The organism is Hoeflea sp. IMCC20628, from assembly GCF_001011155.1.
GTDB lineage: Bacteria > Pseudomonadota > Alphaproteobacteria > Rhizobiales > Rhizobiaceae > Hoeflea.
Genome location: NZ_CP011479.1, coordinates 3,478,432 through 3,493,580, shown reverse-complemented (window position 1 = coordinate 3,493,580; position 15,149 = coordinate 3,478,432). Strand labels below are relative to the sequence as shown.

Sequence of the window (15,149 nt, the reverse complement as noted above, 5' to 3'; positions counted from 1 at the left end):
GTGGTCCCTCGTTATCACCGGGCCGAGGCGCTGGGGCTGACATGCCGGTCGATGACGACCGAAGATCTCGGGTTCCTCTCCGCGCTTTACGCTTCCACCCGCGAGGACGAACTGGCGCCCTGGCCCTGGAGCGACGAGCAGAAGGCCACATTCCTGGAGATGCAGTTTCAGGCCCAGCACGCCCATTACCGCGAGCACTACCCCGATGCCCTGTGGCTTGTGCTGGAACGGGCCGGAAAGCCCATTGGGCGGCTCTACCTGGAACAGTGGCCGAGTGAACACCGCATCATCGACATCGCCTTGATGCCTGACACGCGCGGACAGGGGGTCGGCTCGGCATTGCTCCGCGATGTCATGGATGAAGCCGCGGGGTTGTCAAAGGCGGTCAGCATTCATGTCGAGAAGACCAACCCGGCGATGCGGCTTTACAAGCGGCTTGGCTTCGAGACGGTTGAGGACAAGGGCGTTTACGATCTGTTGCGATGGCAACCGCCGGCCTGACAGCTTGGTGTTATCAGAAGAACACGGCCTCGTGGCGAACCCCGTCGCTGTCCTGGCCGACGGGCACGATGATCACTGTTCCTGTTTAGGTATTCGGAAAATCCGCAAGGGTTTGAGGAACCTGGCTGCAGCCGACGCGCCGGTCTTAGCTGGGCTTGGCGGGGCAGGCTGGCTGATAATCGCGCCGCGCCGGATCTCGTGAAACGTCGATTCAATCAGCCGGTCGAAGCCGCCGCGATACATGCCGGACAGGAAAGCGATCGTGTTGGCCGCATCGCCGCCGAATTGCCAGCCGCAGTCGTCAAACCGGCATCCCGACAGCGTCGGAACCTCGCCTCCGGAATAGATCATGGTGCATTTCGAAAACACGCAATTGACGAAGGACGAGCCGTCCAGAGCAACACTTTTGTCAAAAAAGTTCTGATCCTTGAACCCGCCCTTGATGTCGCCAGTCATAATGCTCAGCCGGCGGACAGTTTGTCATAGGCTGTCGAAAAGCCGATCAGGCTGATCGGCACGGCAAAGGTCTGCCCCGATACAGCATGAAAGGTGAACTTCACGGATGTACCGGCTTTCAGATCGGCAAGCAGTTCGTCGCTGATCGGGAGGTTCGAAAATGCACCTTGGCCATTGCTGGTCTGCACCGGAACGTTGAAGGCTTCCTTTTCGTCCACCTGCACTTCCACGCCCTTGATGAAGTCAACGCCATGCGGCAATGCCAGGGTCAGGGTGTGATTGGCGGAGTCTTTTTGTGGGCGCACGACAACGGTGAGAAGCCGCTGGTTGGTTTCCTGAACAACAACATTCTGCATCATCTGGCACAAAAGCGGTGCCTCTGCGGTTTCACCCGTGCCGCAATTGACCGCCCAATTGTTCTTCGAGGTCTGGGCCGCTGCTGCTGCCGCCGGACGATCGGTGGTTTGCGCATAGGCTGCCGACATCGACAAGGCCAAGCCCGTCACCAGGATCGCCGCGCGACCGCTTGTCATCAGATATTTAAGGGTCAAGAATGAAACTCCCGGTTCATTTTATCTGGCAATATACAATTCAACTTATTACATCGCCGATGAAATCTTTCAAGCCAGAGCTACAGTATACTCTGCTTGCCGCAGCAGGTTTCAGGCATGGTTATGGTGGGTTGGAATTCCGGTCTCAACCCCGAGAGACCAGATCCGTTCGGCATTGCCACGGAGCAGTTTCTGTTTCTCGTCAGAGCTCGCGCCCTCCAGAAGCGCATGCGTAGCCGCAACCCAGGCCAGAAGACCGCCCCCAAGCGTGCACACCGGCCAGTCACTGCCCCAGACAACCCGGTCCCATCCGAAACAATTGACCGTGTGCTCCATCCAGGGCCGCAGGGTGTCGGCGATCCAGCTTTCGGGGTCGGCATAGGCGACAACCCCAGAAATCTTGGTGGTTACATTCGGGCGTTTGGCGATCTCCGCCATGTTGTCGCGCCATGGCTGTCGGCTGTCGCCCTTGATGTCGGGTACGCCGCAGTGATCGAGAATGAAGTGCACGTCAGGCGAGAGGTCGGTCAGGGCAATGGCTTTGGGCAACTGGTGCGGCAGCACGCAAAGATCGAAGGTCAGGCCGGTTCCAGAAAGGCGGGCAATGTTTTCGCGAAACAGCGGCTGTTCTGAGAGTTCATCCGGCATGACATGAAGGACGCGGCGAAATCCTTTGACCAGCGGATTGCCCGACACCCGGTCTAAAAAGGCAGAAAAACCCTGATCCTCGGGCCGGCAGGAGGCGATTGCTCCAACGATCAGGCTGCCAGGCAAGGCGGCGAGGGTTGCGACATTGCTGATTTCGTCCTCGATATGGTCCGGTGCGACGTCGACCTCCATATGCAGCGTGCGGGAGATGCCGGCGCGTCGGGCTTCCAGTGCGTAAGCCTCGTAGGACCATGGCTGATTAAGTGCAGGCACACTTGCAAGCCAGGGATACTCCAGTACCGACGGATCAATCACATGCAAATGGGTGTCGACGATCATGCTGCTGCCTCCTCGAAAAGACGGCTTCCGGCAAACCCGGCCGCAGCAAATAGTTTCACAGGGAAATGAAATGTTCAAATAGGAAATTGCGCGGCGCTTGAGCCGGCTCCGACACAGGCTGTTGCCGCATGTCGGCGTGAAGCGGCACAAGAGCGCGTCAAAACCATGGGCCGGCCGCGCATCAAACTGAATGCGCGGTCGTTCAAGGTTGTCGTCCGCTTACGGTTTGAACTCAGCCCGCCGCGAGTGTGTCGAGAACGGTTTCAAGCCTGGCCACGGTGCCGTCGACATCGCCAAGCTTGTCGAGTCCGAACAGGCCGATGCGGAATGTTCGAAAATCGGCAGGTTCGTCACACATCAGCGGCACACCGGAGGCGATCTGCATGCCCTGTGCCACGAACTTCTTGCCGTTTTGAAATTCGGGATCCTTTGTGTAACTCACAACAACGCCTGGCGCCTCGAACCCTGGAGCTGCGACAGGTTTGAAGCCGTTGCGGGAAAGCAATGCCCGCACCTTGGTGCCAAGCTCCCACTGCCGGTCGCGGGCCAGATCAAAGCCGAAGTCACGGGTTTCGATCATCCGGTCTCTGAGCACCAACAGGGCATCGGTCGGCATTGTCGAATGGTAGGCGTGACTGCCACCGACATAGGCCTGCATGATGTCGTGCCATTTGCGCAAATCCACAGCAAAGCTTGAACTCTTGGTCTCATTGAGCCGCTCGATCGCGCGGGCGCTCAGCATGACAAGACCGGCCGATGGCGATGCGCTCCAGCCCTTTTGCGGTGCGGAAATCAGCACATCGACGCCGGTTGTCTTCATATCAACCCATATGCTGCCCGAGGCAATGCAATCGAGCACAAACAGCGCGCCCACATCGTGGGCCGCTTCGGCAATGGCCTTGAGATAATCGTCCGGAAGGATGACACCTGATGAGGTCTCCACATGCGGTGCAAAGACAACATTTGGACGCTCATCGCGAATCTTGGCTGCAACCACTTCAATAGGTTGGGGGGCAAAAGCCGAGGTGCTTTCGTTACCGACCTGCGTGGCCTTGATCACCGCTGTTTCTGACGGAATGTCGCCCATGTCGAAGATCTGCGTCCAGCGATAGGAAAACCAGCCATTGCGGATGACCATCACTTTCTGGTCGGTGGCAAACTGGCGGGCAACGGCCTCCATGCCGAAGGTTCCGCCGCCCGGCACGATGATGGCGGTTTCGGCCTGATAGACTTCGCACAGCATGGCGTTGAGATCGGTCATGACGCGTTGAAACGTCTTGGACATATGGTTGAGCGAGCGATCGGTAAAGACCACTGAAAACTCCATGAGACCATCAGGATCCACTGGTGACGTTGTCATATTCATGTCCATAACTCCTCTTCTCAAATGCCGGTTCATGCACAGGATTGCCCCACGCTATAGGCCTGTTTTTGGCAACATTGAAGTCACAAAGCAGAAGGCAGCGTGTCGAATGTCCATCAAATGTGTCGCTCCACCCCCATCATTTTGAAGATATTCATGCCGGCGTCACCGGAAAATGTCGGGGCAGTACCAATTCTGATGCGATTTATCGGGTGCGCGCACTAAGGGAACTTTAACAACAAAACACCAGTTTGAAGCAGTCTGGGTTCTTGCAGCCTTGGCGGAAATGCCAACCAAGGTAAATATCTCAATATGGTACAAAATCGGAATGTCGTGCTTCTGGCAAAGATGCTTTTGGTCGCCGTGGTTTACTTTGGTTCGGGGCAACTAGGCTTGTCGCTGGCCGTTCCGCCTGGCTACGCCACGGTCATCTGGCCACCGTCGGGAATAGCTCTTGGAGCAATGATTCTTTACGGTTGGCGCCTCTGGCCTGGCATTTTTCTCGGTTCTGTCCTTATCAGTGTCTATGGGGCAGGCGTCTATTCAGCCGAAACCGGCCTGGATCAGGCAAAGGCCCTGAGCGCATTGGTGATCGCTGCGGGATCCACTCTTCAGGCCTTGGTGGGATATGCGTTGGTCAGGCGATTGCTTGGTATTCCGCTGAGTTTCAATCGTATCCGCGACGTGTTGGTTCTGTTCTTCGCTGTCGGGCCGGTGGTTTGTCTGGTTTCGCCGACAATTGGTGTCGCCGCCTTGTATTTCTCTGGCGCCCTGCCAGCCGAGAAGGTCCTGGATAACTGGCAGACTTGGTGGACGGGCGGCATTTTTGGCATCATCGTGTTCTTGCCACTGGTGCTGATAGCCCCGGGGGGGCCGCAGAGGCTTTCCTGGCGCGGTAAAACTTTGGGCAATCTGCAAGTCACGGCAATGTTGTTACTGCTGATTCCTCTCGGTTTGACATTCTATGCCTGGAAGATTTCGTCCGAGGCAGCCCACGACAATGGCAAGATCCAGTTTGAAGCACTGGCGCTGGAGAGCAAGAAGGCACTTTTAAGCCGGATTAATTCCTATGAGAATGCACTTCTGGGCGGCGTTGCCTATTTCCAGGGTTCGAGCACCATCAATCGCCATGAGTGGAAGCGCTATGTTGATGTGCTGGATATCAAGAAGAATTTTCCCGGCATCAATGGCCTGGGATGGATTTCATCGCTGGCGCCGAACGGGGTAGATCAGTTCGTGCGGACCACCCACGCGGATGGGGCCAAAAACTTTACAATTCATCCCGAAGAGGCCGACGAAGCTCGCTATGTCATCACTTACATCGAGCCGGAAAATGCCAACCGGCAGGCGCTGGGACTGAACATAGCCTTTGAAGAAAACCGGAAGCAGGCAGCCGATCTATCGAAGCTTACCGGAAAACCTGCCATCACCAAACGCATTATTCTCGTACAGGACGAGGAGAAAACGGCCGGTTTCCTGCTGTTGCATCCCATGTACCGGGATGGATTTCAGCCTGGATCGTCAGTTGAAAAATGGGCACTTTTCGATGGCTGGATCTATGCGCCGTTCATCGCCAAAAACTTCATGCGGGAACTGACCAAGAGCCAGGGCAACACAGTCAGTCTGCGTGTCTACGACAATGTCCAGGAAGATGTCGATACGCTGATATATGAGAGCAACAAGTCCCGCGCGGGTGGGCATGTTCCAACTTTTTCCAAGAGCGAGCATGTTGAGATCATGCAGCAGGAGTGGCTGATCGTCTGGGAGAGCACTCTCGGGTTTGAAGAAGATTGGCGCAGCAACAACCCGATTCTGATCCTGTCTGGTGGCCTTCTGATTACCTTTTTGTCAGGCCTGTTTTTGTTTGTCACCACCGCGCGCCTGTCAGGAACTGCGGATAGGGCCTATGGCAGAAAGGCGTTGTTGCTGCCAGGTGTCGTGTTTGCAGTGCTGGCAGTGGGATCAGTGTCGCTTTATCGCGCTCTCGATGACAAGGAGGAGGCTCATCTCAAGGCCATGATCAGCAGCGAAATCAGCAAGATTGATTTGCTCATCACCGCCGAAACCGAAGCGAAAATGCTGGCATTGAAACGCATGGCCTCAAGGATGGAGACCGCCACCGATCGTCCGGTGCATTTATGGCAAGTGGATGCACGAAACTATATTGACGATCTCGCTGGCCTCCGGGCCGTTGCGTGGATCAATGAAAAAGGTCAGATGGTGGAATCCGAGCAATCGACGCGGAATGATCGGTCGGTCTGGGTTGATGCCATCATGGACGCCTCGCAAGCAGATTTGGCAGCCATGGCGGTCAAGCAGGACATCCCCATAATCGGCCCTCCAATCCGGTTGACCGCAAAAGAGCGCGCTTTCACTGCGTATTTACCGCTCAACGCGAAGGGCGCCTCGGCTGGCTACCTTGCCGCGATATTCTCGGTGAGCGAGTTTTTCAGCAATGAGATTCTTCCCGAAACACTCGACCGCTACCAGTTTCTGATTACCTATGACGGTGATGTCCAACGTGAGTTCGGCAATCTGAACCAGTCGATTGCCAGGCCTTGGGCGCTTGAAAGCACGATACAAATCCCGGACAAGCTCTGGTCGATACAAATCATTCCGACAACGCAGTTCCTGAAGTCGCAGCAGTCCCTGCTGCCGGACGCCGCTTTGATCGCCGGTCTTCTGATTTCGATTCTGACCGCCATGACCGCGCACATGACGCTTTTGTCACGGCTGAAGACAGCGGATCTGCAAGAGTCCAACGAACGCATCAAGCAGGAATCAACCCGGAATTCGACGGTGATGAATACCGTCCTGGACGGGGTGTTGACCATTGGTTCCGAAGGCACGATTGAATCCATCAACCCGGCGGGACTGCGGCTCTTTGGCTATGCGCAGGGAGAAGTTGTAGGCAAGAACGTCAATATGCTGATGCCGACTGACAATGATTACATGAACCATTACCTGAAGAGCGGTGAAGGTCTGGCAATCGGTACCGGCCAGCAAATGTCCGCCCGGCGCAAGGACGGTTCGATCTTCCCGGTAGATCTCTCCGTCAATGAGATGCGTCTTGATGGCAAACGCATGTTGGTCAGCACTCTTCGCGATACCAGCGAAGCCGTGGCGGCGGCCCGCGCTCTAAGTGAGTCCAATGCGCTCAAATCCGCGGTCATGGCCAGTACCGAGTATCTGATTATCGCGACCGATATGGACGGCAAGGTCATGGTCTTCAACGAGGCGGCCGAAACTGCATTGGGCTACTCGGCCGAAGAAATCGTTGGCAAGCAATCCCCGGCGTTGTGGCACGATCAGTCCGAAGTCGAGGAGCGTTCTCGTGTGCTCTCGGCGGAGCTTGGCTTTCCGGTCAGCGCTGACTTTGAGACTTTCACCAAAAATGTCGACGTAAACGGCATCGATGAAAACGAATGGACCTACATTCACAGGGACGGGACGCGTATTCCTGTTCTCCTAACAGTAACTGCTTTGCGCAATGAATCCCACCAGACCACAGGCTATCTCGGTGTTATCGTAGACCTGACGAAACGTAGGGAAATCGAGCGCCTGAAATCCGATTTCGTGTCCATCGTCAGTCATGAGTTGCGCACTCCGTTGACATCCATTCGTGGCGCGCTGGGCCTGGTCATGGGCGCGATGTCGAAGGAAATGCCGGACAAGGCCCTCCGCCTGATAGATATCGCTCACAAGAACTGCGAGCGATTGACGCTTCTGATCAATGACATTCTCGACATTGACAAGATAGCCTCCGGCCAGATGCGGTTTGACATGAAGCAGCAGGAACTGGCGTCGCTTCTCAAGCAGGCGGTTGATGTCAATCAGCCCTATGCGGACAATCTCGGTGTGACCATCAAAATTTCAGAAATTGATCCGGACCTCGCTGTCAACGCAGATCCGGAACGGTTCGCGCAGGTGATGGCAAATCTTCTCTCCAATGCCGCCAAATTCTCCAGCAGGGACGACCAGGTGGAAATTTCGGCCCACCGGAACGGGGATCTGATCCGTGTTGTGATCAAGGATAACGGCGAAGGAATTCCCGAAGAATTCCGCCCGCAAATCTTTGGGAAATTCCTGCAAAGCGATTCCTCCTCGACACGGGTCAAAGGCGGCAGCGGCCTGGGTCTTCACATCAGCAAGCAGATTGTCGAGCGAATGGGTGGAGTGATCGGTTTCGAAACAGAAACCGGCAAGGGCACCACTTTCTGGATCGATTTTCCGATTCCGACCCAGGAAGTTTTGGCGGAAACGATTGAACCGGATGATGGCCGACGCTCCCTGCTGCATTATCGTCAGCGTGATGTGCCGACGCTACTCCATATCGAGGATGACGAGGATCTGAGCCGGGTGCTGGCAACCTATCTGCAGGGCACCGCCACCGTTGTCACGGCGACGACACTGAAAAGCGCTGAAGTCTTGTTACGCTCCAAGCAATTCGATCTGATTGTTCTGGACTTGGGATTGCCGGATGGCTCGGGGCTTGAGTTTCTCAACACCTTGTCCGGTCTTGTCGAACTCCCAGTTCCGGTTATGATCCTGTCAGCCTCGGAAGTGTCTGACGCCGTCAAACAATCGGTCGCCTCGGTGATGGTGAAGTCGCGGGCCTCGGAGGCGAAAATCGTCAAGAAAATACAAAGCCTGATGGCGGCGTAAGGGACCCACCCACGTGCGAGGATGGTGACAAACGCATCTTCTGTAGAGCCGGACCCCGGCAGACATCCCAGGCGTCCCGAACAAGCCCCAGAGTCTACGAACACGAAAGACATCCCATGGCTGAATCTTTGAAAATCCTCTACGTGGACGACGAAAATGATATCCGCGAAATTGCCGGCATGGCGCTTGAGCTGGATTCCGATATCGAACTCAGGACCTCTGCGTCAGGTGCGGATGCGTTGTCCGTCGTTCAGGAATGGCTGCCGGATCTGATCCTGCTTGACGTCATGATGCCGGGGATGGACGGACCGGAAACCTTGGCTCGTCTGCGGCTTGACCCGGTCAGCGCGTCCATACCGGTGGCCTTCATAACGGCGAGAACCCAGCCGGAAGACATCGAAACATTTATGGCTCTGGGTGCTGTAAGTGTGATTTCCAAACCATTTGATCCAATGACCCTGGCCACGCAGACAAGAGAACTGTTTGCAACGATCAATGGCTGAAAAGGGGCGGCGGCACTTGCATTCGGTTGGCCGGGGGCGTCGCTATATTGCGAGCCTATTCATGCATGATCAGTTCGACATGCCTTGCCACCGAGGAACCAGGCCAGCAACGGTTGGTGTCCGCGTGATTGCGTTGACCGCTATAGGACTGCTTTATCCAGTCAGGTGTTTTCAGTCGAGCGCGGTGAGTTGTTCAATCAGATCTTCGACAGCCTGGGTGAAGTCTGCCTCTGGATAATTGACTTCCCGCAGTGTCGATTCAAGCTTGAACGCAGTGCGACCGAGGTCTTTATATCCGAAAATCGCCGATGCGCCCGCAAGGGAATGAGCCAGTTTGATCAGTGAAGGATCCTGCGTCATCGGCCCGTTGGCGGCGGCTCGGTCGTCCAGAACCTGCCTGATTTGAATCAGGTTTTCCTTGCATCGCGCAACAAAGAGAAGACGCAGTTGCGCAATCCGGTTTTGTGCCTCATCCGGCAACTGGTCCAGTTTGTCGACGCTCTTTGGTTGGCTGGCCATAGGTCGGGTTTCCTTGTTGTGGCGATGACCGGCTGTTCGGCCATCCATCGTTTTCACTGCCGCACAGCCCGTCGGTCTCGATGTGGTTCGCGTAGGCGCGGGCTTCTAGTTTTGTTCGTCACAGAACTCGACACCGATTTCATTGTTGATGTGCCAGCATTTACGAACCCGTCTGAGTGGCCCCGTGCCGGTAATCTTGAGTAGAAAGAACTCGGGCAGTGCCAATGGTTGATCCAGCCGGATCCGAGCGCCGCCATCGGAAATATTGCGCACGGTGCAATTGATCTTTGACGACCATTCCTCAATCGCGATGAAGGCAGGTTTCAGGGTCCGCATCCGAACCGATTTCCGCCGCTCCTGGGCTTCGGCAACGCCTGAACTTGCCGGCACTGACCCGTCGGGCAACACGCTCCAGCCGTTGGTGCCGCCTTGCGCACGTAATGCATCCAGTTGGTGCTCTTGCTCGACAGCAAGTGACTGCATCATCTCGGCGAGATCGTCATGTTCATTGGATATCGATACCCCGATCAGGGGCGAAATCTGAAGTTCCACCGATTTGAGGTGGTGAGAGAAGGTCAGCTTCTCGGTCAGGCGCCTCTGGCACTCGAGGATGCTGGCCTCTGATACATTCCGGTCCATGACATAGCGGAAGCTGTCTTCGTCGAAACGGCCACAGAAATCATCAGTCCTGATGGTTGAGCGGATTTTGCCAGCGAAGCTGCGAAGAATTTCATCCGCATTGCCAATGCCGAAATGGGTGCCGATTGCCCGGTACTCGGCCAGACAAATTGAAAAGACTGCGTATTTCTTGGTCAGTTTTTTGGCGGAGTTCGCAACATACGCCAGTTTCTTGTCAAGTTCGCTACGGCAGTACATTCCTGTCAGATCGTCGAACATCGCGTGTTTGCGCAAGGAGGAAACCTCATCACGTTGCGCGTTTTCGCCGTCATGGCGTGCAATGGTTTTCTGAATGACGGTGGTAATTTCCTCAAGACGGAGATTTCGCTTCGGCAGGAAATCATAAAACCCCATGCGGAAGGCCTTGATCGCCGTGCGTTGCGATTCGTCCGCCGACAGCATCACCACCGGTGCGAGGTTGGGAAAGCGCAGCTTCAACTGTTCATGCAGCCGGAAGCCGTTCTCGGCATGGAGGTTGTAGTCGAGAAGAATGCAGTCGGGCATCTCCTTTTCCAGAACCTGAACCAGCTCAGCGCTGTCGCCTGCCTCCGACGTCCTGATATGCGCCTGCCCGATCAGCGCAGCAAGATGTCCCCGGTACAGACTGTCGTCATCGACGATGCAGACCGAACGGCCATCAAGAACTATTTCTGATTTATCGAGATCATGGTCATAGGCCACATTCATTTGTCTGGTCCAATCCTGTGGATCGAGAAACCCGGGAGGGAGGCTACATCAGATGATGCTGGGTCAGCCGTGGGTTTCCGGATCTCTGTCAACTTTTGCCCGCCAATGCGTCATGATCGGGAGAAGAGGGCAATTCATCAGTGCCGGCGATGACCACTTGGTCGCGGCCATTGCTCTTGGCCAGGTACATCGCCTTGTCTGCCTGGGCAAAGAGAGCAGCGCTGTCGCCATTTGCATCGCTGCCGGCAACGCCAATACTGACGGTGAGTGAGAATTTTCCATCCTGGCCGTCAAAGACCATTTTCGCGAAGTGCTTGCGGAAATTTTCCATCACTTCGAAGATCGTATCCGGTGATGTGTCGAGCAGCAAAACCGCAAACTCCTCACCGCCATATCGGCCAACCACGTCGGTCTTGCGAACCCAGCCAACCAGCGCCCGCGCCAGAATTGACAAGACCTTGTCACCGACCGGATGTCCCCAGGTATCGTTGACCTTCTTGAAATGATCGACATCAATCATGGCAATGCAAAATTGCAGATTTGTCCGCTTGGTCCGTGACATCTCTTGCCCGACACGCTCCTTGAAGCGGCGGTGGTTGAGCAGACCGGTCAAGCCATCGCGCTCTATGAGGTTGCGCAGAACGCGTGCTCGCTGCACTCGGAGATGGATCAGAGAGACCAGTGCATCAAGGTCAGCCCGTTTCGAGATGAAATCGTCGCCGCCGAATTGCCGCGCCTTCATCTGGACCTGCTTGTCTTCCTCGGACGACAAGAACACGATCGGGATCGAGAGGTGGTTTTGATGCTGACGAATGATCTTGGCGATCTCGATGCCATCGGTGCCTGGCATTTGAAGGTCCATGATGATGAGATCGAAATAGGAGCGTTCGATCGTCATGATGATCTTGAGTGGATCATTGAGGACCGCAACCGTCATGCCATTGGCCCGCAGCATCTCTGCATAGACTGCAGATGCCAGGGGGTCGTCATCGACCAGCAAGATCGACGCGGGTTGGCTGGTCATCTGGCCGCCGAGATACTCCAGCCAGTTTATGAATTCGGCTTGATCGATCGGCGCGCTCATGACCGTGCTGACATGCGCTTGAGCGCATTTCGCCCGAAAGGAGAACGATGTTTCAGGTGAAACCAGTATCTTTGGCGCGGTCTCGCCAAGGTCACTGCAGATTTCAAGCGCATCGGGAAGCGAGCCATCGATCACCACGATTGTTCCGGCACTGGGCTCATCCACCACTGCGAGATGGGGCCGGCCGTTGACGGGCGTGGATGTGTAGCTCATGGGCGCTAGGATGAGCGCTATGGAGTGGAGAAATTGTCTGCCGCCAATGACATGCACCGAAGGCTGCGACGCATTGCTGAATACGGTCTCAACCGGTTCGGACATGTCCGACTCGATGCCAGTATCTAGAGATATGGCATTCAGCATGGTCATATATATCTCGCGATTCTGGTTGTAAAGTAAGTGCAGGATGGCTTGAACTTGAAATAAAATGAAATGTTATACTGATAATCGCAGTTACGTATTGTGCCATCTGTATTAATATGTACAAACTTCACCGCGTGGGTATCCTTGAAATCTACCGAAGGCAATTCGAGGTTATATTTCAAACTGGTTCCGACGGATCAAAAACATTACAATATACCAATATTAATTCGCGCTTAAATGTTCCTTAAGCGGGTAGTCTCGATTCTAATACATGATTTCTCGGAGACCGCGGCCGCTCGAAAGCCCACGGAAGCAGACGCTTGGCGCCGGGGCGCTTTAGATGGGCGGAAGCGCCTGGCGCAGATTATCACTCAGAATGACAGTCTCTCCGTCATGATCGGCGAGCGCGCGTTCAATCAGATCAAGGTCGATTTCCGCGCAGTGCTGGCTCGTATACCCTTCGGAATTGTCGATCTCGCCTGGGTATTTGCCCTGCGGATGGCGGTAGAGGTCCATGCCGGCGATCACAAGCCGCTGCGGCCGCAGGGCCGCTGCCAGTGCGACCATAAGGGCGCCATTTGTCGGAATGCGCGGTTGCGAGAAGTCGGCAAGAGGCGGTGTGAAACGGTCTAGATAACAATAGCCTGTCTCCGGAAAATGGTCTTTGGCGGCATTGTCCCGCAAAATCGGTTCCCCGATCAGCTGAGTCGGAAAAGCGAGGATGGGTTGCCGGGGAAGTTGAACCAGATCCGGATCAGCGGTGAAAACCATGTCCGGCGCAGCAAGCCAGGCGCGCTGTGTCCAGATCCAGTTCACCCTGAACAGGGTGGCGCGCTGGTATTCAGCCAGGCGGGGATCTTCGGAGGATGGGCCATTGCCGAGGCAGACAATTGTGTCGAGCCGTCCCAGTCGGATTTCCAAGTCATCAAGGCTGTCGATTCGAAAGCCACTTACTGGGTCGCTTTGCATGATCCGAAGTTCTCCGTGCGGCCCTTTTGTCAGTGTCCGGCTGTTGGGTATCTCACCCGGTCCGGGTTTGGCAATTCGAAATGCCCCGAAATCTCGCTGCCCACCATGTGCCGGTTTTTATAGACGTCTGACCTGTCGCAATTTTCGAACCGTTGCAGCGCAAGTCCTACGGCAAGCCGTATAGATATTTGTCGACAATTAATTTAAGATGACGGACAAGCAGTCAAGCTGCTGTCGCATGATGTCTCACCTGGGGTTTGTCGACCTTCGTCAATATCCAATCCCGCCGAATTCGGAGATCGTTTTGAAAAGACTCCTGCACATGAACAAGGGTGACCAGATCGCCATCGCGGTGGATGGGTTTGAGGCTGGAGAGGGGCTGCCTGATGCAAAATTCACCGCACGCGAGCGGGTTCCTGCCGGCCACAAGATCGCGGTTGCTGCCATCGCCAAAGGCGAGGAGGTGCGCCGTCTCGGACTGGTCATCGGCCGTGCGACCGCCGACATCGTCGCCGGCCAATGGGTGCACGAGCACAATCTCGGCTATGAAACGTCCCATGCCGCGCGGGATATAGGATCACGGCTGCACAATACGCAGTTTCTCAAGAGCGAGCAGGTTCCGGTGTTTCAGGGCTACCGGCGCGATAACGGCAAGGTTGGTACGCGGAATTTCATTGGCGTCATCGCTTCGGTGAATTGTTCCAGCCTGGTGACAAGGAAGATCGCCGATCATTTCAGTGCGCCGGGAGCGCTCGATGCCTATCCCGGATGCGATGGAGTCGTTGCGCTCACCCACAAATCAGGATGCAGTGTTTCGGATGGTTCCACCAGCATGGACATACTGCGGCGAACTCTGGGTGGTTATGTGCGCCACCCGAATTTTGCCGGCCTGCTCATCGTTGGGCTTGGCTGTGAGGACAATCAGATTGACACCATGCTGGCAGACCAGCATCTGGTTTCCGGCCCGATGCTGCGGACGCTTTCCATCCAGGATGCCGGCGGCACCCGCGCCGCGATCTCGACGGGGATCGCGGATGTCGGCGAAATGATCGCGATTGCGGCGAAGGCCGAGCGCACCGCTGTGCCAGCATCCGAGCTGGTCGTCGGATTGCAATGTGGCGGCTCGGACGGACTGTCGGGCCTGACTGCCAACCCGGCGCTTGGGGCGGCAGTTGATCGTCTTGTTGCCTGCGGTGGAACAGCAATTCTCGCCGAAACCCCGGAAATTCACGGCGCCGAAAATCTGCTGCTCGAACGTGCCGTCAGCCGCGAGGTAGGCGAACGTCTGATCGGACTTCTCGACTGGTGGCAAGACTACACCAAGCGGGAGCCACATGGCTTTGATGGCAACGCTTCGCCCGGAAACAGGGAAGGCGGATTGACCACCATCTTGGAAAAATCACTCGGCGCTGTCGCCAAAGGCGGCACCACCAATCTTGTCGATGTGATCAACTATGCAGAGCCGGCGGACAAGCCTGGCCTGATCTTCATGGATTCGCCGGGCTTCGATCCGGTCTCGGCCACGGGCCAGGTGGCTTCCGGCGCGACATTGATTGCGTTCACCACGGGGCGCGGCTCGTGCTTTGGCTGCCGGCCAAGCCCGTCAATCAAGCTAGCCTCCAACACACCGATTTTCGAGCGGATGCGCGACGACATGGATTTTGATTGTGGCACTGTGCTTGACGGCAAGGAAAGCATCGAGGAAATGGGCGAGCGCATCTTCCTGCTGATGCTGGCGACCGCGTCGGGTGCTGCCACGCAGAGCGAAAGCCTTGGCTACGGAGAAGACGAATTCGCTCCCTGGCACATCAATGCCTGGCTTTGAA

The 15,149-nt window shown here is 55.9% G+C and carries 12 protein-coding genes; 4 read left to right on the top strand and 8 right to left on the bottom strand.

Translation table 11 applies throughout. The annotated features are described in order from the left end of the window. Complete coding sequence (locus tag IMCC20628_RS16480) at window positions 1-501, top strand: GNAT family N-acetyltransferase (protein ID WP_245307805.1); 501 nt, start codon at window positions 1-3, stop codon at window positions 499-501. A gap of 72 nt (window positions 502-573) precedes the next feature. On the opposite strand, the gene IMCC20628_RS16475 is transcribed toward IMCC20628_RS16480, so the two are convergent. From IMCC20628_RS16475 to IMCC20628_RS16460, 4 genes are all read right to left on the bottom strand, one after another. Then, window positions 574-957 (bottom strand): hypothetical protein, encoded by a 384-nt coding sequence (locus IMCC20628_RS16475; RefSeq protein WP_052766474.1) that lies wholly within the window; start codon window positions 955-957, stop codon window positions 574-576. A 5-nt stretch (window positions 958-962) separates the two neighbouring features. Continuing rightward, the gene (locus tag IMCC20628_RS16470) at window positions 963-1,508 is read right to left on the bottom strand and encodes an invasion associated locus B family protein (protein ID WP_156174541.1); all 546 of its coding nucleotides are present in this window, start codon (window positions 1,506-1,508) and stop codon (window positions 963-965) included. 111 nt (window positions 1,509-1,619) lie between these two features. Continuing rightward, complete coding sequence (locus tag IMCC20628_RS16465) at window positions 1,620-2,495, bottom strand: amidohydrolase (RefSeq protein ID WP_047031117.1); 876 nt, start codon at window positions 2,493-2,495, stop codon at window positions 1,620-1,622. Window positions 2,496-2,727: 232 nt separating this feature from the next. Then, a complete protein-coding gene (locus IMCC20628_RS16460) occupies window positions 2,728-3,861 on the bottom strand; it encodes an aminotransferase class V-fold PLP-dependent enzyme (protein ID WP_047032676.1) in 1,134 nt (377 codons plus the stop codon). 309 nt (window positions 3,862-4,170) lie between these two features. Between IMCC20628_RS16460 and IMCC20628_RS24325 the strand changes: the two genes are divergently transcribed. Both IMCC20628_RS24325 and IMCC20628_RS16450 read left to right on the top strand, forming a co-directional pair. Beyond that, window positions 4,171-8,523 carry a CHASE domain-containing protein gene (locus IMCC20628_RS24325; RefSeq protein ID WP_052766473.1) on the top strand — a complete coding sequence of 1,451 codons (4,353 nt, stop codon included), beginning with the start codon at window positions 4,171-4,173 and terminating at the stop codon, window positions 8,521-8,523. Window positions 8,524-8,639: 116 nt separating this feature from the next. Continuing rightward, complete coding sequence (locus IMCC20628_RS16450) at window positions 8,640-9,026, top strand: response regulator (RefSeq protein WP_047031116.1); 387 nt, start codon at window positions 8,640-8,642, stop codon at window positions 9,024-9,026. Window positions 9,027-9,197: 171 nt separating this feature from the next. Here the strand turns inward: IMCC20628_RS16450 and IMCC20628_RS16445 are convergent, their stop codons facing one another. The 4 genes from IMCC20628_RS16445 to IMCC20628_RS16430 form a co-directional block, all read right to left on the bottom strand. After that, a complete protein-coding gene (locus tag IMCC20628_RS16445) occupies window positions 9,198-9,545 on the bottom strand; it encodes an Hpt domain-containing protein (protein ID WP_047031115.1) in 348 nt (115 codons plus the stop codon). A 105-nt stretch (window positions 9,546-9,650) separates the two neighbouring features. After that, the gene (locus IMCC20628_RS16440; RefSeq protein WP_047031114.1) at window positions 9,651-10,910 is read right to left on the bottom strand and encodes a response regulator; all 1,260 of its coding nucleotides are present in this window, start codon (window positions 10,908-10,910) and stop codon (window positions 9,651-9,653) included. An 88-nt stretch (window positions 10,911-10,998) separates the two neighbouring features. Next, complete coding sequence (locus tag IMCC20628_RS16435; RefSeq protein WP_052766472.1) at window positions 10,999-12,360, bottom strand: diguanylate cyclase; 1,362 nt, start codon at window positions 12,358-12,360, stop codon at window positions 10,999-11,001. A gap of 330 nt (window positions 12,361-12,690) precedes the next feature. Beyond that, the gene (locus tag IMCC20628_RS16430; RefSeq protein WP_047031113.1) at window positions 12,691-13,323 is read right to left on the bottom strand and encodes a hypothetical protein; all 633 of its coding nucleotides are present in this window, start codon (window positions 13,321-13,323) and stop codon (window positions 12,691-12,693) included. 304 nt (window positions 13,324-13,627) lie between these two features. Between IMCC20628_RS16430 and IMCC20628_RS16425 the strand changes: the two genes are divergently transcribed. After that, complete coding sequence (locus IMCC20628_RS16425; protein ID WP_245307804.1) at window positions 13,628-15,148, top strand: altronate dehydratase family protein; 1,521 nt, start codon at window positions 13,628-13,630, stop codon at window positions 15,146-15,148. Window position 15,149 lies beyond the last annotated feature (1 nt).

What these genes read in the sequence shown, in the direction of transcription:
- IMCC20628_RS16475 (WP_052766474.1), bottom strand. Translation starts at nt 957, where the DNA reads ATGACTGGCGACATCAAGGGCGGGTTCAAGGATCAGAACTTTTTTGAC.
- IMCC20628_RS16465 (WP_047031117.1), bottom strand. Translation starts at nt 2,495, where the DNA reads ATGATCGTCGACACCCATTTGCATGTGATTGATCCGTCGGTACTGGAG.
- IMCC20628_RS16460 (WP_047032676.1), bottom strand. Translation starts at nt 3,861, where the DNA reads ATGAATATGACAACGTCACCAGTGGATCCTGATGGTCTCATGGAGTTT.
- IMCC20628_RS24325 (WP_052766473.1), top strand. Translation starts at nt 4,171, where the DNA reads ATGGTACAAAATCGGAATGTCGTGCTTCTGGCAAAGATGCTTTTGGTC.
- IMCC20628_RS16450 (WP_047031116.1), top strand. Translation starts at nt 8,640, where the DNA reads ATGGCTGAATCTTTGAAAATCCTCTACGTGGACGACGAAAATGATATC.
- IMCC20628_RS16445 (WP_047031115.1), bottom strand. Translation starts at nt 9,545, where the DNA reads ATGGCCAGCCAACCAAAGAGCGTCGACAAACTGGACCAGTTGCCGGAT.
- IMCC20628_RS16440 (WP_047031114.1), bottom strand. Translation starts at nt 10,910, where the DNA reads ATGAATGTGGCCTATGACCATGATCTCGATAAATCAGAAATAGTTCTT.
- IMCC20628_RS16435 (WP_052766472.1), bottom strand. Translation starts at nt 12,360, where the DNA reads ATGACCATGCTGAATGCCATATCTCTAGATACTGGCATCGAGTCGGAC.
- IMCC20628_RS16430 (WP_047031113.1), bottom strand. Translation starts at nt 13,323, where the DNA reads ATGCAAAGCGACCCAGTAAGTGGCTTTCGAATCGACAGCCTTGATGAC.